At 73.3% G+C, this 20,727-nt stretch carries 16 protein-coding genes; 4 read left to right on the plus strand and 12 right to left on the minus strand.

Annotated elements, in window-relative coordinates; all coding sequences use genetic code 11:
- Window positions 1-2 precede the first annotated feature (2 nt).
- The 3 genes from JOF41_RS25290 to rsgA form a co-directional block, all read right to left on the minus strand.
- Complete coding sequence (locus JOF41_RS25290; protein WP_209622480.1) at window positions 3-1,385, minus strand: pyridoxal phosphate-dependent decarboxylase family protein; 1,383 nt, start codon at window positions 1,383-1,385, stop codon at window positions 3-5.
- Window positions 1,386-1,612: 227 nt separating this feature from the next.
- Window positions 1,613-2,344, minus strand: a complete 732-nt coding sequence (locus JOF41_RS25295) for a class I SAM-dependent methyltransferase (RefSeq protein ID WP_209622484.1) — start codon at window positions 2,342-2,344, stop codon at window positions 1,613-1,615.
- Window positions 2,341-3,393 (minus strand): ribosome small subunit-dependent GTPase A, encoded by a 1,053-nt coding sequence (gene rsgA, locus JOF41_RS25300; protein WP_229796395.1) that lies wholly within the window; start codon window positions 3,391-3,393, stop codon window positions 2,341-2,343. The genes JOF41_RS25295 and rsgA overlap by 4 nt, the downstream gene beginning before the upstream one ends.
- 402 nt (window positions 3,394-3,795) lie before the next feature.
- Between rsgA and bdeA the strand changes: the two genes are divergently transcribed.
- Both bdeA and JOF41_RS25310 read left to right on the plus strand, forming a co-directional pair.
- Window positions 3,796-4,683 carry a bis(hydroxyethyl) terephthalate hydrolase gene (gene bdeA / locus JOF41_RS25305; RefSeq protein WP_209624437.1) on the plus strand — a complete coding sequence of 296 codons (888 nt, stop codon included), beginning with the start codon at window positions 3,796-3,798 and terminating at the stop codon, window positions 4,681-4,683.
- A gap of 105 nt (window positions 4,684-4,788) precedes the next feature.
- Window positions 4,789-5,463 (plus strand): lytic polysaccharide monooxygenase auxiliary activity family 9 protein, encoded by a 675-nt coding sequence (locus tag JOF41_RS25310; protein ID WP_307867526.1) that lies wholly within the window; start codon window positions 4,789-4,791, stop codon window positions 5,461-5,463.
- A gap of 34 nt (window positions 5,464-5,497) precedes the next feature.
- On the opposite strand, the gene JOF41_RS25315 is transcribed toward JOF41_RS25310, so the two are convergent.
- The 4 genes from JOF41_RS25315 to JOF41_RS25330 form a co-directional block, all read right to left on the minus strand.
- On the minus strand, window positions 5,498-6,460 hold the full coding sequence (locus tag JOF41_RS25315) for an ROK family protein (protein WP_189227606.1): 963 nt from the start codon (window positions 6,458-6,460) through the stop codon (window positions 5,498-5,500).
- Between the two features lie 95 nt (window positions 6,461-6,555).
- Window positions 6,556-7,536, minus strand: a complete 981-nt coding sequence (mgrA, locus tag JOF41_RS25320; protein ID WP_189227607.1) for an L-glyceraldehyde 3-phosphate reductase — start codon at window positions 7,534-7,536, stop codon at window positions 6,556-6,558.
- Window positions 7,537-7,554: 18 nt separating this feature from the next.
- Window positions 7,555-8,391 (minus strand): LacI family DNA-binding transcriptional regulator, encoded by an 837-nt coding sequence (locus JOF41_RS25325; RefSeq protein WP_189227608.1) that lies wholly within the window; start codon window positions 8,389-8,391, stop codon window positions 7,555-7,557.
- A complete protein-coding gene (locus tag JOF41_RS25330; RefSeq protein ID WP_209622487.1) occupies window positions 8,388-10,832 on the minus strand; it encodes a glycoside hydrolase family 2 protein in 2,445 nt (814 codons plus the stop codon). Before JOF41_RS25330 ends, JOF41_RS25325 begins: the two co-directional genes overlap by 4 nt.
- Before the next feature lie 118 nt (window positions 10,833-10,950).
- Here JOF41_RS25330 and JOF41_RS25335 point away from each other — a divergent pair, with 118 nt between their 5' ends.
- Window positions 10,951-13,095 (plus strand): alpha-galactosidase, encoded by a 2,145-nt coding sequence (locus JOF41_RS25335; RefSeq protein WP_209622490.1) that lies wholly within the window; start codon window positions 10,951-10,953, stop codon window positions 13,093-13,095.
- A gap of 52 nt (window positions 13,096-13,147) precedes the next feature.
- Here the strand turns inward: JOF41_RS25335 and JOF41_RS25340 are convergent, their stop codons facing one another.
- From JOF41_RS25340 to JOF41_RS25360, 5 genes are all read right to left on the minus strand, one after another.
- Window positions 13,148-13,801, minus strand: a complete 654-nt coding sequence (locus JOF41_RS25340) for a DUF3159 domain-containing protein (protein WP_209622493.1) — start codon at window positions 13,799-13,801, stop codon at window positions 13,148-13,150.
- Window positions 13,802-13,953: 152 nt separating this feature from the next.
- A complete protein-coding gene (locus tag JOF41_RS25345) occupies window positions 13,954-14,835 on the minus strand; it encodes an ABC transporter ATP-binding protein (RefSeq protein WP_209622496.1) in 882 nt (293 codons plus the stop codon).
- Complete coding sequence (locus tag JOF41_RS25350; RefSeq protein ID WP_307867527.1) at window positions 14,832-16,628, minus strand: dipeptide/oligopeptide/nickel ABC transporter permease/ATP-binding protein; 1,797 nt, start codon at window positions 16,626-16,628, stop codon at window positions 14,832-14,834. The genes JOF41_RS25345 and JOF41_RS25350 overlap by 4 nt, the downstream gene beginning before the upstream one ends.
- Before the next feature lie 10 nt (window positions 16,629-16,638).
- Window positions 16,639-17,628 carry an ABC transporter permease gene (locus tag JOF41_RS25355; RefSeq protein WP_189227613.1) on the minus strand — a complete coding sequence of 330 codons (990 nt, stop codon included), beginning with the start codon at window positions 17,626-17,628 and terminating at the stop codon, window positions 16,639-16,641.
- 16 nt (window positions 17,629-17,644) lie between these two features.
- Window positions 17,645-19,327, minus strand: a complete 1,683-nt coding sequence (locus JOF41_RS25360) for an ABC transporter substrate-binding protein (RefSeq protein ID WP_209622499.1) — start codon at window positions 19,325-19,327, stop codon at window positions 17,645-17,647.
- Window positions 19,328-19,504: 177 nt separating this feature from the next.
- On the opposite strand from JOF41_RS25360, the gene JOF41_RS25365 reads away from it, so the two are divergent.
- Window positions 19,505-20,716 carry an ROK family transcriptional regulator gene (locus JOF41_RS25365; protein ID WP_209622501.1) on the plus strand — a complete coding sequence of 404 codons (1,212 nt, stop codon included), beginning with the start codon at window positions 19,505-19,507 and terminating at the stop codon, window positions 20,714-20,716.
- Window positions 20,717-20,727: the final 11 nt, after the last annotated feature.

Consider the following 20,727-nt stretch of genomic DNA (forward strand, 5'->3'; position numbering starts at 1 on the left):
TCCTAGGCGCACGCCGAGGCGATGGCCGCGAAGGCGCGGTCGACGTCGGCTTCCCCGGTGCGCCAGTTGCTGAACGCCGCGCGCAGCGCGTGCTGTCCGTTGTAGACGGTCGGCGTCAGGAAGGTGTCGCCGGTGGCGGCGATGCGCCCGCACAGCTGCGCCACCCGCTGCGCCGTCGGCTCCTCGGCGAGGGTGAAGCACACGACGTTCAACCGCACGGGCGCCAGCAGGCGCAGGGCGGGAGTCCGCGCGATGTGGTCACCCAGCCGCCGGGCCGAGGCCACGCACCGCTCGACGATCTCCCGGTGCCCCGCGCGCCCGTAGGCGGTGAGGCTGAACCAGGCCGCCAGCGCGCGCAGCCGCCGGGAGTTCTCCGGGGTCAGGTGCAGGAAGTCCGGTTCCGCCGAGGGCAGCCCGAGGTAGGCGGCGGCGTTCTGGAACACCTTGACCTGCAGGTCCCGCCTGCGGGTGAACTGGACCGCCGAGTCGTAGGGCACGTTGAGCCACTTGTGCAGGTCGACGCACACCGAGTCGGCCTCGGCCAGTCCCGCCACCAGGTGCGCCAGTTCCGGCGACAGCGCGGCGAACGCCCCGAAAGCGGCGTCCACGTGCAGCCAGAACGGGTAGCGCTCGCGCAGTGCCGCGATGGCCCGCAGGTCGTCGAAGTCGACGGTGTTGACCGTGCCCGCGTTGGCGACCACCACCGCCGGGCGGCCGTCCAGCGCCGCCAGCGCCGAGGCCAGCGCGTCCGGGTCGACCGCTTCCCGGTCGGGCAGCGTGGGCACCGGGCGCAGGCTGTCGCGCCCCAACCCCAGCATCGCCAGCGCCTTGTAGGTGCTGGAGTGCGGTGCGCCGGAGAGCACCGCCACCGGCCCCAGGGCGGCGACGCCGGACTGCGCGACCGACACCCCGGCCCGCTCGCCCAGCCACTCGCGGGCCAGCGCCAGTCCGACGAAGTTCGACATGGTCGCGCCGGTGACGAACGCCCCGGTGTGGGTGTCGCCGAGGCCGAACAGCCCGGCCAGCCACCGCACGGTCTCGCGTTCCAGCTCCGCGGCGGCGGAGTCGACGCCGGTCGTGGCGTTCTGGTCGAACGCGGAGGCCAGCCAGTCGCCCGCGAGCGAGGCGGGCGTCGCGCCGCCGGTGACGAAGCCGAGGTAGCGCGGGCCCGCCGAGCCGGAGAACCCCGGTTCCCACCGCCGGGCGAACTCGGCCAGTGCCCGGTCGAACCCGACGCCGCTGTCGGGCAGCTCCCCGCCGGGCACCGGCGGCCTCGACACGACGGGGCGCGCGTCGAGGCCGCCCAGCGCGTGGGCGGCGAACCTGCCGGTGGTCTCCAGCAGGTCCGGCAGTGCGGCGAGGTCGGCGGCGAGCACGGGGTCCACGGCTGCTCCCAGCGTCGAGAGGTTCTGGCGTAGGGGTCCTGGCGAAGGGGTTCTGCGGACCGGACACTAGGTGCGCGACCGGGCCGTGTCCCGGTCCACTTCGCCGAAACTGGCCACCTCGCGGGCGCACGAGTTGGGCGTTCGGACACCGCGAACCGAGGGCTCCGGGTGCCCGGTAGTGGTTACCGGCCCTCCCGGAGCCCTCGGGTGGTACTTGCCGACGCGGGTTAGGGGGTGGTGGGTCTTGGGCGCAGCACGTAGCCGGTGTAGCCGTAGTCCGCGCCGTGGGCGCGGCGCAGGTCGATCTCCCGCCGCGTCCAGGCCAGCGCCTCCGCCATGCCGGGCAGCGCCGGGTCGGCGGCGTCCGCCCGGCGCTCCAGCGGCGCGTAGTACTCGTCGAACCAGTCCCGGTCGGGCAGGAGGTAGGTGGCGGTGACGGTGTAACCGGCGCGCGCCGCCGCCGTGATGGTCTGCGCCGTGGTGCGCAGCGGGTAGGCCGCGTCCCAGAAGGCGCGGGCGGCCGGGGCCGGGTCGAGCGTGGTCCAGCCGCACTCGGTCACCACGAGCGCGCCGCCGGGCGCCAGCAGGCGCCGCCACGCCGACAGCGCCTGGTCGAACCCCATGAGGTACGCCGAGCCCTCGGCCCAGACCAGGTCGAAGGAGGCGTCGGGGTAGGGCAGGTCGGTCATCGACCGGTGCTCCGCGGTCACGCGCAGCCCCCGCCGGACGGCCGACCGGCGCAGCTGGTCGAGGAACGGCTCGTGCGTGTCGACCGCGGTGACCTCGGCGCCCGCCTCGGCGAGCACCAGCGCGGAGCGGCCGGGGCCGCAGCCGATGTCCAGCGTCCTCGGCCGGTCCGGCAGGGGACCGGCCAAGGCGAGCAGCAGCCGGGTGGTGGCGTCCGAGCCGGGCCCCTGGCGCGGCAGGTCGTGGTGCAGGGCGAAGAAGGCCTCGCTCATCCCCGCCCCCGCTCCCGGTAGAGCTTGCGCTGGAAGCGGGTGATCGCCTTGCGCTCGTTCTTGCGGGCCAGGCGCAGGCGCGCGTCGGTGCGCGAGGCGATCCACTCGTTCTCCCGCTGCAACGCGAGGTAGCTGTCGAAGCGGCGCTGCGACAGCTCACCGGACTCGACGGCGGCCAGCACGGCGCAGCCGGGTTCGCCGCCGTGCGCGCAGTCGGCGAACCGGCACCGCTCGGCCAGCTCCTCGATCTCGGCGAACGCCTGGCGCACGCCGGAGTCGGCGTCCCACAGCCCCACCGCGCGCAGGCCCGGCGTGTCGATGAGCACCCCGCCGTGCGGCAGGGCGAGCAGCTCGCGGTGCACCGTGGTGTGCCTGCCCTTGCCGTCCGCCGCGCGGACCTCGCCCACGGCGAGCCGCTCGGTGCCCAGCAGGGCGTTGCCGAGGGTGGACTTGCCCGCGCCGGACGGGCCGATCAGCACGATCGTGCCGGTCAGCACGGCCCGCAGCGCGTCGAGGCCGTCGCCGGTGGTGGCGCTGACCGCCAGCACGTCGGCGCCGGGCGCGGCGGCGGCCACCTCGGCGAGCGCCCGCTCGGTGTCGTCGGCGAGGTCGGCCTTGGTCAGCACGACCACCGGCCGCGCGCCGCTCTCCCAGGCCAGGGCGAGCATCCGCTCGACCCGGCCGAGGGCGAGCCGGGCGGCCAGGGAGACCACGACGACGACGGTGTCGACGTTCGCGGCCAGCACCTGGCCGTCCGAGCGGCGGGACGCCGACGAGCGGACCAGTGCGGTGCGGCGGGGCAGGACCTCGGCGAGGACGGCCTCGCCGGGGTGCAGGGCGACCCAGTCCCCGGTGCACGGGAACGGGGTCAGGTCGGTCGGGATGGTGGCGCGGGTCGGGCCGGTGCCGGTGATGAGGTCGCACCGGCCCCGGTCGACGCGCGCCACGCGGGCGGGCACCAGGCCCGCTTCGCGGTGCGGGGTGAACGAGGCTTCCAGCGCCTCGTCCCACCCGTAGTCGGACATGCCGGGAAAGACGTTGTCGGACAACGCGGGAACTCCTGGTCGCGAAGGACCCAGGGCGGCGGCGGCGATGGTGCCGCTACGGCGTCAGCCCTGGGGAAGGGAAAGGGGGGACCACCGCTCGTTGCGCACGGCAACGACAGGCCTGGCAGTCATACCCCACCTCCCCTTCGACTCCTCGCGCCGGAAACCTGGGGCGAAGCTAGCACACCAGGCCCGCGGGCGGCGAGAGGTTAAGCGCGGGCGGCGAGAGGTTAAGCGCGGGCCGCCAAGAACGCCATGTGACGCACAGTGCTCAAACCACTACTTGACTCCGGAGTAGGTAGTAGGCAGACTCCGCTGCGCAGCCTTCGGGTCCACAGAGGACTCCCACCGTCGCCGCAGGCGCGTCCGGCACCACCGCCACACGGGAAGAGCCTTGCCATGCAGATGAAAACCCCGTCCACCCACCGCGCTCCGAAGTGGACGCGAGCCGCCGCCGCGCTGGCCGCGACGGTCGCCCTCACCACGGGAGCCGCCACCGCGGAAGCGGCCGAGAACCCGTTCGAGCGCGGGCCCGCGCCGACCACGGCCAGCATCGAGGCCCTCCGAGGCCCGTTCGCCACCGCCCAGACCACCGTGTCGTCCCTGAGCGTGCGCGGTTTCGGCGGCGGCACCATCTACTACCCCACCAGCACCGCCGAGGGCACCTTCGGCGCGGTCGCGATCTCGCCCGGCTACACCGCCTCCCAGTCCAGCATCTCCTGGCTGGGCCCGCGCCTGGCCTCGCAGGGCTTCGTCGTGTTCACCATCGACACCAACTCCCGCTACGACCAGCCCGCCTCGCGCGGCGACCAACTGCTGGCCGCGCTGGACTACCTGACCGGCAGCAGCGCGGTGCGCGACCGCATCGATCCCGACCGGCTGGGCGTGATGGGTCACTCGATGGGCGGGGGCGGCTCGCTGGAGGCGGCCGAGGACCGGCCCAGCCTGCAGGCCGCGATCCCGCTGACGGGGTGGAACACCACCAAGACCTTCTCCACCGTGCGCACCCCGACGCTGATCATCGGCGCCGAGGACGACTCGGTGGCCCCGGTGGCCACCCACTCCGAGCGGTTCTACGAGGGTCTGCCCGCGACCCTGGACAAGGCGTACCTGGAGCTGGCGAACGCGAGCCACTTCGCGCCCAACACCTCCAACACCACGATCGCCAAGTACAGCATCTCCTGGTTGAAGCGGTTCATCGACAACGACACCCGCTACGAGCAGTTCCTGTGCCCCGCGCCGCGCGGCACGGCCATCTCGGAGTACCGCGACACCTGCCCCCACCAGGGCTGATCACACCGGACGCGCGCGATCCACGGCGGATCGCGCGCGTCCCCCTGCTTTCACAGAAAGTAAATCTGTCGCTACAGTGCGTTCCGGGAACGCTCCCAGCCCGGAGTGGCCCACATCCTCGACGAGGAGGAGAACGTGTCGCTCACGCGCAGACTCCTGAGCCTGCTGACGGCCGTGGCCGCCACGCTCGGGCTGGTGACCGCGGGCATCGCGGACGCGCACGGCTCGACCACCGACCCGCCGTCCCGCAGCTACGGCTGCTGGCAGCGCTGGGGCAGCGACCACCAGAACCCGGACATGGGTCTGACCGACCCCATGTGCGCGCAGGCGTGGAAGGCCGACCCCGACGCCATGTGGATCTGGAGGGGCGTTTACCGCAACGGTCTCGGAGGCGACTTCCGGGGCGCGATTCCCGACGGTCAGCTGTGCAGCGGCGGCAACGCCGCGAACGGGCGCTACCGGTCGCTGGACGCGGTGGGCGACTGGGTGATGGCGGACAAGCCGCGCCGGTTCGACCTGACCATCGACGACCAGGCCAAGCACGGCGCGGACTTCCTGCGGGTCCACATCACCCGCCAGGGCTTCGACGACGCCACCCGGCCGCTGGGCTGGGGCGACCTCGAACTGGTCACCTCCACCGGCCGCTACGAGCCGAGCGGCGTCTACACCACGCAGGTCGACGCGGGCAGCCGCTCGGGCCGCCACGTGGTCTTCGTGATCTGGCAGGCCAGCCACATGGACCAGGCGTACTTCCTGTGCAGCGACGTGAACTTCCGGTAGTTCCGCGAGGCGCGGCGGGACCACCCGCCGCGCCTCACGCGCTCGTCGTGGCGCGCACCGGAACGGCCCTCAGTGGACTCCCACCGGCCAGCAGCGCCGCCGCCCCCACCAGGCCCGCGTCCGCGCCGAGCTCAGCGGGCCGCAGTTCCACGCGGCGCAGGAAGTCCAGCCCGGCCCAGGTCCGCAGGGTCGCGGTGATGGCCGGTTCCAGCAGGTCCCACGCCTGCGCCACGCCGCCGCCGATCACCACCCGGTCGACCTCGCACAACGCCACGCACACCGTGATCAGGTGCGCCACCGCCGCGCCCGAACGCTGGAACGCGGCCAGCGCCACCTCGTCGCCCGAGCGGGCGTCGGCGGCCAGCGCCGCCGCGTCGGCCCGCGCCGCGTCGGCGGGACGCCAGCCCCGCTCCACGGCCCAGCGCACCATGGACGGCCCGCTGGCGATCGCCTCCGCGCACCCCCTCGCCCCGCACGCGCACTCCGGTCCCGCCGGGTCCAGCACGACGTGGCCGACGTGGCCCGCGTTGCCCAGCGCGCCCAGGTGCGGCTTGCCGTCGAAGACGAAACCGCCGCCCACGCCGGTGGAGACCACCATGCCGAGCAGGCACCCGCTGCCCCGGCCCGCGCCGTGGTGGTGCTCGGCCAGCGCCATGCACACCGCGTCGCCCGCGAGCCGGACCGGTAGCCCGCCCAGCCGCTGGGCCACCCGCGCGACGAGGGGGAAGTCGCGCCAGCCGGGGATGTTCACCGGGCTGACCGTGCCCGCGCGCAGGTCCATCGGGGCGGCGCTGGCGATGCCCGCGCCGCCCACCGGCCTGCCCAGCGCCACCAGCTCGTCGAGCAGCCCCGCCAGCGCCGGCCACACCGCCTCGGCGTCCCCGGCCGGGGTGGGCGTGGCCCGGCGGGCGGTCACCACGCCGTCCGGGTCGACCAGCCCGGCGGCCAGCTTCGTGCCACCGATGTCGATGGCGATCACCTCGGACGTCCGCCGCATGGCGGTAGTTAACCGATTAAGTAACCGCTGGTCAAGCACAGTGCGCCTGGCGCGGAGACGATCAACCGAAGCGCTTCACCAGGTGATCGCGGGGCTCACAGGTGCCGCTCGATCTCGGCCAGCTCCTCGGCGGTGAACTCCAGGTTCGCCGTGGCGGCCACGTTGTCCTCCAGCTGCCGCACCGAACTCGCCCCGACCAGCGCGGAGGTCACGTTGCGCAGCACCCACGCGATCGCCAGCTGCGCCAGCGTCTGCCCGCGCCGCCGGGCGACCTCGTTGAGCGCGCGGACCCTGCCCAGCTTCTCCTCGGTGATGTTCTCCGCGCTGAGGAACGGGCTCGCGCCCGCCGCCCGCGAGCCCTCCGGGATGCCGCCGAGGTAGCGGTCGGTCAGCACGCCCTGCGCCAGCGGGGAGAACGCGATGCTGCCCGCGCCCACCTCGGCCAGCACGTCGAGCAGGCCGTCCTCGACCCACCGGTTGAACATCGAGTACGACGGCTGGTGGATCAGCAGCGGCGTGCCCAGCTCGCGCAGCACCCGCGCCGCCTCGCGGGTCTGCTCCGCCGAGTAGTTCGAGATGCCGACGTAGAGCGCCTTGCCGGAGCGCACCGCCGTGTCCAGCGCGCCCATCGACTCCTCGATCGGCGTGTCCGGGTCCGGCCGGTGGTGGTAGAAGACGTCCACGTGGTCCAGGCCCAGCCTGGTCAGCGACTGGTCCAAAGAGGACAGCAGGTGCTTGCGGGAGCCCCACTCCCCGTACGGGCCGTCCCACATGTGGTAGCCCGCCTTGGTGGAGACCAGGATCTCGTCCCGGTGCGGCCGGAAGTCGCGGGCGAAGACCCGGCCGAAGTTCTCCTCCGCCGAACCGGGCGGCGGGCCGTAGTTGTTGGCCAGGTCGAAGTGGGTCACCCCGAGGTCGAAGGCCCGGCGCAGGATGGCCCGCTGCCCCTCCAGCGCCTTGTCGTGGCCGAAGTTGTGCCACAGCCCCAGCGACACCGCGGGCAGCTTGAGCCCGCTGCGGCCCGCTCGGCGGTAGGGCAGCTCGTCGTACCGCGTCGCCGCGGCGAGGTGGGACATGGTTCTCCTCGTGCTCGTTCAGACCGGCGGCGCGGTGCTCCCGCGCGCGACCAGCGTCGCCGACGGCGACCAGCGGTCGGCCACCGGGCCGCCGCCGACCAGCTCCAGCACGGACTCGGCGACGGTCACGCCGAACCGGTGCACGTCCACGCTCATCGTGGTCAGCGCGGGCGAGGCCAGCCTGCACAGGGTCGAGTCGTCCCACGCGACGACGCTGAGCTCGCGCGGCACGGCCACGCCCAGCTCCTTGGCCGCGCCCAGCCCGGCCACCGCCATCACGTCGTTGTCGTACAGGATCGCGGTGGGCGGCTCGCCGCCGCTCAGCAGCGCGGCGGTCAGCTTCGCGCCGGACTCCTCGGAGTAGTCGCCCTCCACCACCACCGGCTCGACCCCGGCGGCGGCGCAGCCCTCCAGCAGCGCCGCGGTGCGCGCCCTGGTGTGCAGCAGCGACTCCGGGCCGCTGACCCGCGCGATGCGCCGGTGGCCCAGCTCCAGCAGGTGCGCCAGCGCCGCGCGGACCGGGCCCGCGTCGTCGGTGCGCACCACCGGGAACGCCCCGGCGGGCTCGCCCACCAGCACCGCGGGCAGCCCCACCTCCCGCAGCACGGCGGGCCTGCGGTCCTCCACCGAGCGGTTGACCAGCACCACCGCGTCCACCAGCCGCCGCGCGCCCCACCGCCGGTAGGCCGCGATCTCGGCGTCCTGGGTGGCCACCACGTGCAGCAGCACCGACAGCTCGCGCTCGGCCAGCCGCTCCTCGATGCCCGCGATGAACTCCATGAAGAACGGCTCGACGCCCAGCAGCCGGGGCGGCCGGGCCAGCACCAGTCCGACCGCCCCGGTGGACGCGGTCACGTCAGCACCGCGCTCAGGCTGTTGGCCGAGCGCAGCACCAGGGGCCCGGCCAGCGCCGACGGGTCGGCCAGCTCGGCGGTGGTGCGCACGGTGAACGAGTGCCGCTCGCCCGGCAGCAGCGACACCAGCACGTCGTCCACCACCGCGTCCGGGGCCACGCGGTCGGCCAGCACCGCCACGTCGCGGGCGAAGGACGTGGCGCGCACGTCGACCCGGTAGCCGCCGGGCACCGCGACCACCTCGGCGGTCAGCGGCGCGGGGTCGTAGGCCAGCTCGCGGTCCTCCCGGAACGGGTGCACGGCGCGCGCGTCCGGCGTGGTCGCCACCAGCACCTCGGCCTCCGGGTCCGTCGGGGTCAGCAGGGCCTCCGCCAGACCGACCTCGGCGACGGAGCGGGCGGGCACCCGGAGCGGCAGTCTAACCTCCACCAGCACCTCACCCGCGAAAGTCAGCCTGCGCACGACCACTTCGGACGCCCACGGCCGGTCGTCGTCGTTCACCGCGACCAGCACGTCCGTCCCGCCGCGCGGCTGCACGGTGAGCAGGCGCGGCGCGAAGGCGTGCCGCAGCGCGTAGTACAGCGGCTTCTCCCGGCCGTCGCCGTCGATCGCCGACCACGACGTGACCGGCCAGCAGTCGTTGAGCTGCCACACCAGCGCACCCGCCGTGCGCGGCCAGTGCGAGCGGAAGTGCGCCACGCCGAAGGACACCGCGCGGGCCTGGTTGAGCTGGGTGGCCCAGTGCCAGTCCTCGAACGACTCGGGCACCGGCAGGTGCGGGGCCAGGCCGCGGTCGAGCTTGCCGTTGCCGTCCTCGGCCTTCTGGTGCAGCAGGAACGCGGGCGAGGTGGGCGTCAGCGGCTCGTCGCGCACCCACCGGGTCAGCGTCGCCCACGTGGGCGGGGCCTGGAAGCCGAACTCGGCGCAGAAGCGCGGCGCGTGGTCGCGGTAGCGGGTGTAGTCGACGCGGTTCCACACCTCCCACTCGTGCCGGGTGCCGTGCGCGTCGTCGTTGGGGTGGACCTCGCCGGGGCTGTAGGGGCTGCCGGGCGCGTACGGGCGGGTCGGGTCCAGCTCGGCCACGATCGCGGGCAGCAGCTCCCGGTAGTAGCCCAGGCCCCAGGTGCGGCCCTGGAGCTGCTCGGGCCAGCCCCAGTCGGCGTAGCCCCACAGGTTCTCGTTGTTGCCGTTCCACAGCGCCAGCGACGGGTGCGCGGTCAGCCGGGCCACGTTCTGCCGGGCTTCGGCCTCGACCTCGGAGCGCAGCGGCTCCTCCTCGGCGTAGGCCGCGCAGGCGAACGGGAAGTCCTGCCACACCAGCACGCCGCGCTCGTCGCAGACGTCGTAGAAGTCGTCGGTCTCGTAGATGCCGCCGCCCCAGACGCGCAGCATGTTCATGTTCGCCGCGACGGCCTGGTCCACCCGCCTGGCCAGGCGCTCGCGGGTGATCCGGGTCAGGAAGTGGTCGTCGGGAATCCAGTTCGCGCCCTTGGCGAAGATCCGCCTGCCGTTGACCACGAAGGTGAACGGGGTGCCAATCCCGTCCGGCTCGGTGTCCACGGTGATGGTGCGGAACCCGACGCGGCGCTCGGTGGAGTCCACCTCCTCCTCGCCCGCCAGCAGCGCCACCCGCAGGTCGTAGAGCGGGTGCTCGCCGTAGCCCGCCGGCCACCACAGCCGCGCCCCCGGCACCAGGACGGTGACCACGGCCCTGTCACCTGAGACGGCGACGCGCTCCCACCGACCGTCCACAGTGGCTACGATGGACAGATCAGCAGCGGCGACGGCGTCCACGTCCACGTGCACCTCGACCCGGCCGGTCCCGTCGGGGTCCACGGTGACCAGCGGGCGCACCCCGGCCAGCCGCGCGCTGTCCCAGCGCTCCAGCGCGACGGGCTTCCACAGCCCGGCGGTCTGCAGGTCGGGGCCCCAGTCCCAGCCGAAGGAGCAGGCCATCTTGCGCACCGCGTTGAACGGGTGCGGGTAGGCGCGGTCCCGCCAGCCCAGCTCCCGCTCGACCCGCTCGGCGTGGGCCAGCGCGGAGAACAGCGTGACCACCAGCTCGTTGTCGCCGTCGCGCAGCACCTCGCGCACGTCGAAGCGGTAGCCGCGGTGCATGTTCGCGGTGCGGCCCAGCAGGGTGCCGTTCAGCTCGATGGCGGCCACCGTGTCGATGCCGTCGAAGACCAGCTCGACGCGCTCGCCGGGCCGGGCGGCGTCGGCGGTGAAGGTGGTGGCGAAGCGCCAGTCCGCGCGGTGCGCCCAGGCCAGCTCGGCCTCGTTGCGGTCGAGGTAGGGGTCGGGGATCAGGCCCGCGCGGAGCAGGTCGAGGTGCGCGCTGCCGGGGACCTCGGCGGGCACCGCGCGGCCCGCGACCGCCTCGGGCACCGGCCCTCCCACCGCGCTCAGCTGCCACCCCTCGTGCACCGTCCGGCGGATCATGCGGTCCCCTCGCTCCCGAGTGGTGGCGCGTTCAGCGATGTGAACTCGCCGTCGGGCGATTCTTACGCCAGCAATTAAAGTAAGTCAACGGAGTTCACCGGCGGAGGGAGAACACCAAGTGGCGGACGTGACGCACCTGCGTGCGGCGGAGGTGAGCCTGGTGCTCGACACGTCGGGGGCAACGCTGCCCCGGGTCCTGCACTGGGGCGCGGACCTGGGCGAAACCGCCGACCTGGACGCCCTGCGGCTGCTGCGCGCTCCGCAACCCATCGGGTTCTCCGTGGACGGCCCGGTCCAGGTGGCCGTGCTGCCCGAGCAGTCCGCGGGCTGGCTGGGCACCCCCGGCCTGGTCGGGCACCGCGACGGGGCCGACTTCTCCACCGCCTTCCGCGTGGTGGAGGTCGACGGCACCACCTTCCGCGCGGTGGACGACACCGCCGGGCTGGCGCTGGAGCTGGTGGTGGAGCTGACCGACTCCGGCCTGGTGCGCCAACGCGCCACCGTGACCAACCGGGGGAGAACTCCCTTCACCGTGGACGCGCTCAACCTGACCCTGCCGGTGCCCGCCGAAGCCGTCGAGCTGCTCGACTTCACCGGCCACCACCTGCGCGAGCGCAGCCCGCAGCGGACCAGGTGGACCCACGGCCTGCGGGTGCGCGAGAACCGCACCGGCCGCACCGGCTACGACTCGGCCTACCTGCTGGCGGCGGGCACCGAGGGGTTCGGCAACCGCGCCGGCGAGATCTGGGCGGTGCACACCGCCTGGTCGGGCAACCACCGCACGTTCGCCGAGCGCACCTTCCACGCGGTGTCCCTGCTGGGCTCCGGAGAGCTGCTGCTGCCGGGCGAGGTCCGGCTCGCGCCCGGCCAGTCCTACACCTCGCCGTGGCAGTACGGCTCCCACGGCGTCGGCCTGGACCGGGTGTCCGCGCGCTTCCACGAGTTCCTGCGCGCCCGCCCGCACCACCCGTCCGGACCGCGACCGGTGGTCGTCAACACCTGGGAGGCGGTCTACTTCGACCACGACCTGGACCGGCTCAAGGCGCTGGCCGACGCCGCCGCAGAGGTCGGCGCGGAGCGGTTCGTGCTGGACGACGGCTGGTTCGGCGCGCGCCGCGACGACCGGCGGGCGCTGGGCGACTGGCACGTCTCCGACGAGGTGTGGCCGGACGGGCTGGGCCCGCTGGTCGACCACGTGACCGGCCTGGGCATGGAGTTCGGCCTGTGGGTCGAGCCGGAGATGGTCAACGAGGACTCCGACCTCGCGCGGGCGCACCCGGACTGGATCATGGCCACCGGTGGGCGGCTGCCCCGCCGCGCCCGCCACCAGCAGGTGCTGGACCTGACCAAGGCCTACGACCACATCCTGGCGCGGCTGGACGAGCTGCTGTCGACCTACCCGATCTCCTACCTGAAGTGGGACCACAACCGGGACCTGGTCGAAGCGGGCCACCAGCCGTCCGGCCGGGCAGGCGTGCACGAGCAGACCCTGGCGGTGTACCGGCTGCTGGACCAGCTGCGCGCGCGGCACCCCGGCGTGGAGATCGAGTCGTGCTCCTCCGGCGGCGGCCGGGTGGACCTGGAGATCCTCCAGCGCACCGACCGCGTGTGGGTGTCGGACTGCATCGACGCGCTGGAGCGGCAGTCCATCCAGCGGTGGACCAACGCGCTGATCCCGCTGGAGCTGATGGGCACGCACGTCGGCTCCGACGTCTCGCACACCACCGGGCGGCGGCACCCGATCGACTTCCGCGCGGGCACCGCGCTGTTCGGGCACTTCGGCATCGAGTGGGACCTGACCGCCGCCGCGCCCGAGGAGCGGGAGCGGCTCAAGCGGTGGGTGGCGCTCTACAAGGAGTTGCGCGGCCTGCTGCACACCGGGGTCGCCGTGCACGGCGACCACCCCGACCCGTCGATCCACGTGCACGGTGTGGTGGCGGCGGACGGCTCGGACGCGGTGTTCGCGATCGTGGCCACCGGGACCTCCGAGTCGTACCCGCCCGGCGCGGTGCGGCTGCCGGGTCTGGACGACGACCGGACCTACCACGTCCGGCCGCTGCCGCCCGGCGACGTGCCCGACGGCAACGCCCACCACTGGGGGGTGCCGCTGCCCTGGTGGACCCCGGAGGGCGTGACGGCCACCGGCCGGGTGCTCGCCGTCGCGGGCGTCCAGGCCCCCGTCCTGCACCCCGACCGCCTGGTCCTCCTCCGCGCCACCCCCGCGCCCGCAAGTACTACCCGCCGGAGCCCGCAGGGCCGGTAACTACTACCCGACGTGCCGGAGCGCGGGGCGGACGCCGTGAGCCGGGTAGTAGTTACCGGCCCGTTCCGAGGGCTCGGGTAGTACTTGCAGGCGTCGGGCGGAGGATGCGCCAGCAGAGGTAGGCGCAGACGCCTGCGGCGGGGGCGCCGCCCAGCAGGGTGGCGGTGACGCCCAGCGGAACCACCCACTCGGCCAGGTACAGCGGCACCAGCACGGCGGTGGCGACGGCGTACTTGGCCAGGAACAGCGCCGTGCACACCTGGTAGCGCCGCAACCGGGGGGCGTCCCGCCGCCAGCCGTGCCGCTCGCCGGGCCCGTGGTCGCGCGCCGCCTCCACCACCACGCCGACCAGCGGCCACCGCACCAGCAGCGACACCAGGAACACCACCCCGGCACCCGCCTGGAGGACCACCGACGGCAGGTAGAAGTCGGCCGCCTGCCCGGTGCTCCCGGCCAGCAACGCCGACAGCGCCACGATGACCAGCCCGAACGTCGTCTGCCAGCACTTGCCGCCGGTGAGCACCCGCACCGCCGCGAACAACACCACCGCGCCGACCGCCACCAGCGCGGAGGCCAGCACGTGGTCGGTGAGCAGGTAGGCGACCAGGAACAGCGCGCGGGACACGACCCCCTCGGCGATCGTGCGCCAACCTCCCACCGCGCCGAAGAAGGACAAGAACTTCCGGGTCAGCACGTTGAGGCTCATGTGGCCGCCTTCGCCGCGACAGTCGTGGAGGGCTGTTCCGGCGCATCGCGTCCGCCGTTGGACGTCCCAGCGCTACGTCCTGTTCGTACACGACCACGCCCGCCGCCGCCCGCCGTGACACGGGCGCCCCGCCCGGACGGGTGGCACCGCGATCACCCCGCCGTGCGAACGTCCTCCCACTGGCCGGTGGTGTGGTCGTACGCGGCGGCAGCGCCCGCGCGCTCCACCTCGGCCGGGTCCACGTCCAGCGCGCGGCCCCGCGCGTCGGGGTTCGGCGCGGCGGCGGCCAGCAGCTTGGTGTAGGGGTGCCGGGGGTTGAGGATCACGTCGTCGGCCGGGCCCCGCTCCACCACGCGCCCCTTGTAGAGCACCAGGACGTCGTCGGAGAAGTGGCGCGCGGTGGCGAGGTCGTGGGTGATGTAGAGCACCGCCAGCCCCTCCTCGCGTTGCAGGCGCGCCAACAGGTTCAGCACACCGAGCCGGATCGACACGTCGAGCATCGACACCGGCTCGTCGGCCACCACCACCTTCGCGCCCGGCGCCAGCGCGCGGGCGATGGCCACCCGCTGGCGCTGTCCGCCGGACAGCTCGTGCGGGCGGTGGTGGACCACGTCGCGGGCGGGCAGGCTCACCCGCTCCAGCAGGCGCAGCACCTGCCGCCAGGTCTCCTCCCGGCCCGCCGCGCGGCCGTGCAGCTTCAGCGGGCGGGCCAGGTGGTGCTCGACGGTGTGGAACGGGTTGAGCGAGGCGAACGGGTCCTGGAACACCATCTGCACGTGGTCGCGGTAGTGCCGGTCGGGCACCCGCGAACCGTCCGGCGCGGTGAGCGCGATGTCGCCGCCGCTGGGCTTCTCCAGCCGGGCGATCATCCGCGCGATGGTGGACTTCCCCGAGCCGGACTCGCCGACCAGCGCCACCGTGCGGCCCGGCACGAGGGTGAACGACACGTCGTCCACCGCGCGCAGCTTCACCCGGCGCAGCCCGACCCGGACGGGGAAGTCCTTGACCAGTCGGCGGGCTTCCAGCGTGGTCATCGGGCACCTCCGGACGGGGCGGGCTCGCCGGAGCGCACGAACGCGCCCCGTTCGCCGGTCAGGCTGGGGAAGGAGTCGAGCAGTCGGCGGGTGTAGGGGTGCCGGGGCTCGCGGTGGACCTGCTCCGCCGGGCCGTGCTCGACGATCTCGCCGTCCTTCATCACCGCGATCCGGTCCGCCAGCTCCAGCAGCAGCGGCAGGTCGTGGGTGATGAACAGGACCGCGAAGCCGATCTCGTCGCGCAGCCGCATGATCTCCCGCAGGATTCCGCGCTGCACCACCACGTCCAGCGCGGTGGTCGGCTCGTCCATGATCATCACCTGCGGGTCCAGCAGCAGCGCCATCGCGATCACCACCCGCTGCCGCATGCCGCCGGACAGCTCGTGCGGGAAGGAGCCGAGCCTGCGCAGGTCGACGCCGACGAGCCGGAGCACCTCCTCGCACCTGGCCCGACGCGCGGCCCTGCTCATCCCCGGCCGGTGCGTGATGAGCACGTCCTCCAGCTGCGCCCTGACCGTGATCACCGGGTTGAGGGCGTTCATCGCGCCCTGGAACACCACCGACAGCTTGGACCAGCGGAACGCGCGCAGCTCCTCGGGCCGCAGCGCCAGCACGTCCACGTCCTCGCCGTCGCGGTCGTGGAAGGTCACCGAGCCGCCGGTGACCTCGGCGGGCGGGCGGTGCAGCCGGTCGACCGCGTACGCCAGCGTCGTCTTGCCGCAGCCGGATTCGCCCGCCAGACCGAGGATCTCGCCCCGGCGCAGGGTCAGCGACACGTCCTTGACCGCGTGCACCGGCGTGTCCACCTGGTAGACCACGGAAAGCCGGTCGACCGTCAGCACCACGTCGTCGTCGGTCCGCGCGGCGGGCGCGGGTTCGCGGACGGCCTCCGCCCTGGCGCGGCGCGGGATGTCGCGCAGGCCGGGGTTGATGATCTCGTCGATGCTGAAGTTCACCAGCGCCAGGCCGCAGCCGAACAGCGCGATGACCAGCCCCGGCGGCACGAACCACCACCACGCCTCGCGCTGCAGCGCGAAACCGTTCTGCGCGTAGTAGAGCATCGTGCCCAGCGTCGAGGAGTTCGACGCGCCCAGGCCGAGGAAGGACAGGCCCGCCTCGCTCAGGATGGCGTAGACGACCGAGAACACGAACTGGGAAGCCAGCAGCGGCAGCAGGTTCGGCAGGACCTCGACGGTGACCACCCGCCACGGCTTCTCCCCCGCCACACGCGCCGCCGCCACGTAATCCCTGGTGCGCAAGGACAGCGTCTGCGCTCGCAGCACGCGCGCGGACGCCGCCCAGCCGGTGATCGCCAGCACCACCGCGACGGTCCACGACCCGCGCTGGTCGGCGGGCACGAAAGCGGAGACGACGATCACCAGCGGCAGGCCGGGGATCACCAGCATCACGTTGGAGAACAAGGAGAACGCCTCGTCCACGACCCCGCCGACGTAGCCGCCGACGATGCCGAACAGCGCGGACAGCAGCGTGGCCAGCACACCCACCAGCAGGCCGATGTGCAGCGATCCCCTGGTGGAGTGGGCCAGCTGCGCCAGGACGTCCTGGCCGGTCAGCGTGGTGCCCAGCGGGTGCTCGCCGCCGGGCGGGGTCAGGCCGAGGTCGCGGATGGTGGCCGGGTCGCCGACGAACAGCGGCCCCAGCACGCCGAACAGCGCGATCACCGCGATCAGGCCGAGGCCGACGCCCAGCTTGGGCGACCAGCGCGGCAGCATCGAGCGCCACCCCGCGCGGCCCCTCGGCGGCGCGACGGTGGCGGGGCCGAGATCGGTCACGGTTCCTCCCTCAGCCGCCTGCGCGGGTGCGCGGGTCGATGACTGCGTAGAGCAGGTCCACCACGAGGTTCGCGCCGAGCACGGCGACCGTGATGACCAGGAAGATGCCCTGCATCAGGGCGTAGTCGTTGTTCTGCACCGCCTGCAGCAGCTTGGAGCCGATGCCGGGGTAGGAGAACACCTGCTCGGTGATGATCGACCCGGCCACCACGAAGCCCAGCGAGATGGCGAACCCCGCCACCGACGGCAGCACCGCGTTGCGCGCCGCGTACCGGATCATGACGCGGGAGTCCTTGAGCCCCTTGGCCTTCGCGGTCAGCACGTAGTCCTCGGCGGTGGTGGAAACCATCATGTTGCGCATCCCCAGCAGCCACCCGCCGACCGACGAGATCACGATGGTCAGCGCGGGCAGCGTGCCGTGGTAGGCGGCGGAGCCGATGAAGTCCGCGTTCCAGCCGGGGTCCAGGACCACGTCGTAGCCGCCCATCAGCGGGAACCAGCCCAGCCCGGAGGCCAGCAGCGCCACCAGGATCAGCGCCAGCCAGAAGTACGGCACGGCCGCCAGCACGGTGGTGGCGGGCACCAGGCCGTCCAGCCAGGTGCCGCGCCGCCAGCCGACGAACGCGCCCAGCACCACGCCGAGCAGGAACGACAGCAGCGTGGCCAGGCCGACCAGCACCAGCGTCCACGGCAGCGAGTCCGCGATGACCTGCGACACCGGCGCCGGGAACGCACTCACCGACACGCCCAGGTCACCACGCGCCATGTTGCCCAGGTAGGACAGGTACTGCCGGAACAGCGGCTCGCTGGTGTCCGCGCCGAGCAGCAGCTCGTACGCCCGGCGGGCCGCCGGGTCCACCGTCCCGCCGCGCTGCGCGAGCTTGGCCATGAGGACGTCCACCGGGTTGCCCGGCATCAGCCTGGGGACGAAGAAGTTCAGCGTCAGCGCCGCCCACAGGGCGACCAGGTAGAACCCGAACTTGCGGGCGTAGTACCTCATCGACGCGCCGTCCCGGTCACCGGGACGCGGGCTTGAGTTTGAGGTAGATCTCGGAGTGCTCGGGCCGCGACCACACGGCCGGGAACGAGTACAGGTCGTCCTCGGTGGGCCAGCCGGTGAACTTCCTGGCGTTGTACTCGCTGGTGGTGCCCGCCGTCAGCAGCGGGATGTAGGGCATCAGCTCTTCGACGCGGGTCTGCACGGTGTCCAGGTGCGGCTGCCGGGCGGCGGCGTCCTCGAAGGGCACGCCCTTGAGCGCGGTCAGCGCCTGGTCGATGGCCGGGTCGCTGACGCGGGCGAAGTTCGGGTTGGCGATCTCGCCGACCCTGGCGGTGGTGGAGGTGCTGAAGAAGTAGCTGTAGGTGTAGAACGGGTCGGGCGCGGGGCCCTGGTACAGCGCGTCGATCAGCAGCTCGTACTCGCCGCGCCCGCGCGCGTCGGACCACTCGTTCCAGGACAGCTGCTGCGGCGTGACCCTGATGCCGACCGCCTGCAACTGCTGGCCGATGGCCTCGACGGCGGTGATGTAGTCGGTCCAGCCCGCGACGACCTTGACGGTCATGGCCAGCGGCTCGCCGTCCTTGGCGTAGATCCCGTCCGGGCCCTTGGCGTAACCCGCGCCCTTCAGCACCCGCACGGCTTCGGCCTCGTCCGGCTGCATGGGCGCGGTCTTCTCCCGCAGCTGGTCCGACACCTGGTCCCGGTCCCGCTCCGGCAGCGCGAATCCGGGCGAGATCGGGCTCGCGGTGTTCTCGAACGCCAGCGCGTTGACCTGCGTGCGGTTGATCGCGTAGTAGATCGCCCTGCGCACGGCCGGATCGGTCTGCGCGCCCTGGCAGCCCAAGGCGGCGTTGGAGCAGGTGAACAGGGCCGCCTGGTTCATCGGGACGGTGATGGCCCGGTAGCCGGGGTAGTTCTTCTCGACGTCGGCGATGTCCGGGACGGGGCCGGTCTGCCAGTCGACCTGGCCCGCCTTGAGCGCGTCCGCGCCCGCCTGGTTGCCCGACAGCGACAGGTAGCGGACCTTCTTCACGGCGGGCTCGCCCGCGTAGTAGCCGGGGTTGCTCTTGAGCGTGAACGCCTGCGGCTTGAACTCGTCCAGCTGGTACGGGCCGGTGCCGACGGGCTTCTCGACCACGTTGGTGGCGGGCGTGGCGAAGTCCTCCCATAAGTGCCGGGGCACCATCCAGATGCGCCCGAGGACCTGCGGAGCCTCCATGTAGGACGGTTCGTCGAACCTGATGGTGACGTGGGTGTCGTCGACCGCGGTGGCCCTGCCCTTGTACCCGGTGTTGTTCATGGCCGGGTTCCTGCTGATCATGTCGAGGGTGAACACGACGTCCCGGGCGGTGAACCGCTCGCCATCGGACCACTTGGCGTCGTCGCGCAGCACCACCGACAGCTCGGTGCCGTCGGCGTTCCACCGGAAGGACTCGCCCAGGCGGGGGCGCGGCTCGGCGTCGCGGACGTTGTTGAAGAAGAACAGCGGCTCGAAGATGGTGCCGGGGCCCTCGACCGTGGTGGGCGAGAACGGGTTGAAGTTGAGCTGCCAGTCCCCCGACTGCCCGGTGTAGACCACCAGCGTGTCGGCGGCGGCGCCGCTGGAGGACGACCCGCCGCACGCGGTGGCGGCCAGGGCGACGGCCGTCGCGCCCGCCGCCGCGAGCCGCACCCGTGAACGCCTTGCCCTCAGGAACATCGTTGATCCTCTCGTGGCTGGTGGCCGCTCGTCGGGGTGGCGAGCCGCGCCGACTTGAGGCAGATTGTTAAGTCAATGAAGAAAGGAAGTCAATAGGCGTGGGACGCGCCCCGGTCGTCGGGCAGTCCCCGGTTGGTAGCCTCCGACCAGCGAACGAACGAAGTGCGGGAGCGAGCAGTGAGCGGACCTGCCAGAGCGACACCGCACGCCAGCAGCAAGGCCACCGTGCTGGACGTCATCCGCGCGGCGGGCACCATCAGCCGCGTCGGCCTGATCAACGCCACCGGGTTCACCGGGGCCACCATCTCCACCCTCGTCCGCAAGCTCATCGACGAGGGCCTGGTCGTGGAGACCGGGCGCGCCGAGTCCACCGGCGGCAAGCGCCGCGTGCTGCTCCAGCTCAACCACACCTCCCGGTACGCCGTCGGCGTGCACCTCGACCACGCGGGCATCACCTACGTGCTGACCAACCTGGGCGGGTCCGTGGTCGCCCGGCTGGCCCGCGCGGGCGCGGGCGCCGAGGACCCGCCGACCGTGGTGGCGCGGATGGCCGCGGAGGTCTCCGCGCTGATCGACGGCGTGGACGTGGAGCGGGATCGGGTGCTGGGCCTGGGCCTGGTCTCGCCCGCGATGCGGCAGTGGGAGGGCTACCCGCTGGACCGGGCGCTGGAGCAGGCCACCGGGCTGCCGGTGGTGCTGGACAACGACGCCACGGCGGCGGCGCTGGGCGAGCACTGGTCCGGCGGCATCGGCGGCACGGCCACCTCCGCCGCCCTGTACATGGGGACCGGCATCGGGGCGGGCCTGGTCATCAACGGCATCACCTACCGGGGCACCAGCGGCAACGCGGGCGAGATCGGGCACGTCTGCGTCGACGCGAACGGGCCGGTGTGCTGGTGCGGCGGGCGCGGGTGCGTCGAGGCGGTCGCCGGGCCCGCCGCCGTGGTGGCCTCGGCCCTGGCGCACCCGGAGCTGCGGCTGGAGTTGAAGGGCGTGTCGGTGGCGTCGGACTTCGCCGCCGTGAGCCGGGCCGCGCGGCGGGGCGAGGCGGCGGCGCTGGAGCTGCTGGAGAGGTCCGCGCGGTACGTGGCCGTCGCGGCGCGCACCCTGGCCAACCTGATGGACCTGGAAGTGCTGGTGCTGACCGGACCCGGCTTCGCCATCGCCGGGGCGGTGTACCTGCCCGTGGTGCGGGAGGAGCTGGAGCGGGCGTTCTTCTCGCGCGCCGCGCACCCGGTGGACGTACGCCTGTCCCGGTCGGCGTCCACCGCACCGGCCATCGGCGCCGCCGCCCTGGTCCTCCAGTCCGAACTGGTGCCGCTGAACGAGGGCCTGCGCCTGCCCGAGAACCTCGCCGCCGCCGAACCCGCCCCCCTCCCCCTCCCCTGACCCCCTCCCCC

Origin of the sequence: Saccharothrix coeruleofusca (genome assembly GCF_017876325.1) — a bacterium.
In the GTDB taxonomy this organism is placed as follows: domain Bacteria; phylum Actinomycetota; class Actinomycetes; order Mycobacteriales; family Pseudonocardiaceae; genus Actinosynnema; species Actinosynnema coeruleofuscum.

Excerpts from the sequence above, each read along its gene's own strand:
- JOF41_RS25355 (WP_189227613.1), bottom strand. The coding sequence starts at position 17,628 with ATGAGGTACTACGCCCGCAAGTTCGGGTTCTACCTGGTCGCCCTGTGG.
- JOF41_RS25345 (WP_209622496.1), bottom strand. The coding sequence starts at position 14,835 with ATGACCACGCTGGAAGCCCGCCGACTGGTCAAGGACTTCCCCGTCCGG.
- JOF41_RS25360 (WP_209622499.1), bottom strand. The coding sequence starts at position 19,327 with ATGTTCCTGAGGGCAAGGCGTTCACGGGTGCGGCTCGCGGCGGCGGGC.
- JOF41_RS25340 (WP_209622493.1), bottom strand. The coding sequence starts at position 13,801 with ATGAGCCTCAACGTGCTGACCCGGAAGTTCTTGTCCTTCTTCGGCGCG.
- mgrA (WP_189227607.1), bottom strand. The coding sequence starts at position 7,536 with ATGTCCCACCTCGCCGCGGCGACGCGGTACGACGAGCTGCCCTACCGC.
- JOF41_RS25295 (WP_209622484.1), bottom strand. The coding sequence starts at position 2,344 with ATGAGCGAGGCCTTCTTCGCCCTGCACCACGACCTGCCGCGCCAGGGG.
- bdeA (WP_209624437.1), top strand. The coding sequence starts at position 3,796 with ATGAAAACCCCGTCCACCCACCGCGCTCCGAAGTGGACGCGAGCCGCC.
- JOF41_RS25315 (WP_189227606.1), bottom strand. The coding sequence starts at position 6,460 with ATGCGGCGGACGTCCGAGGTGATCGCCATCGACATCGGTGGCACGAAG.
- JOF41_RS25330 (WP_209622487.1), bottom strand. The coding sequence starts at position 10,832 with ATGATCCGCCGGACGGTGCACGAGGGGTGGCAGCTGAGCGCGGTGGGA.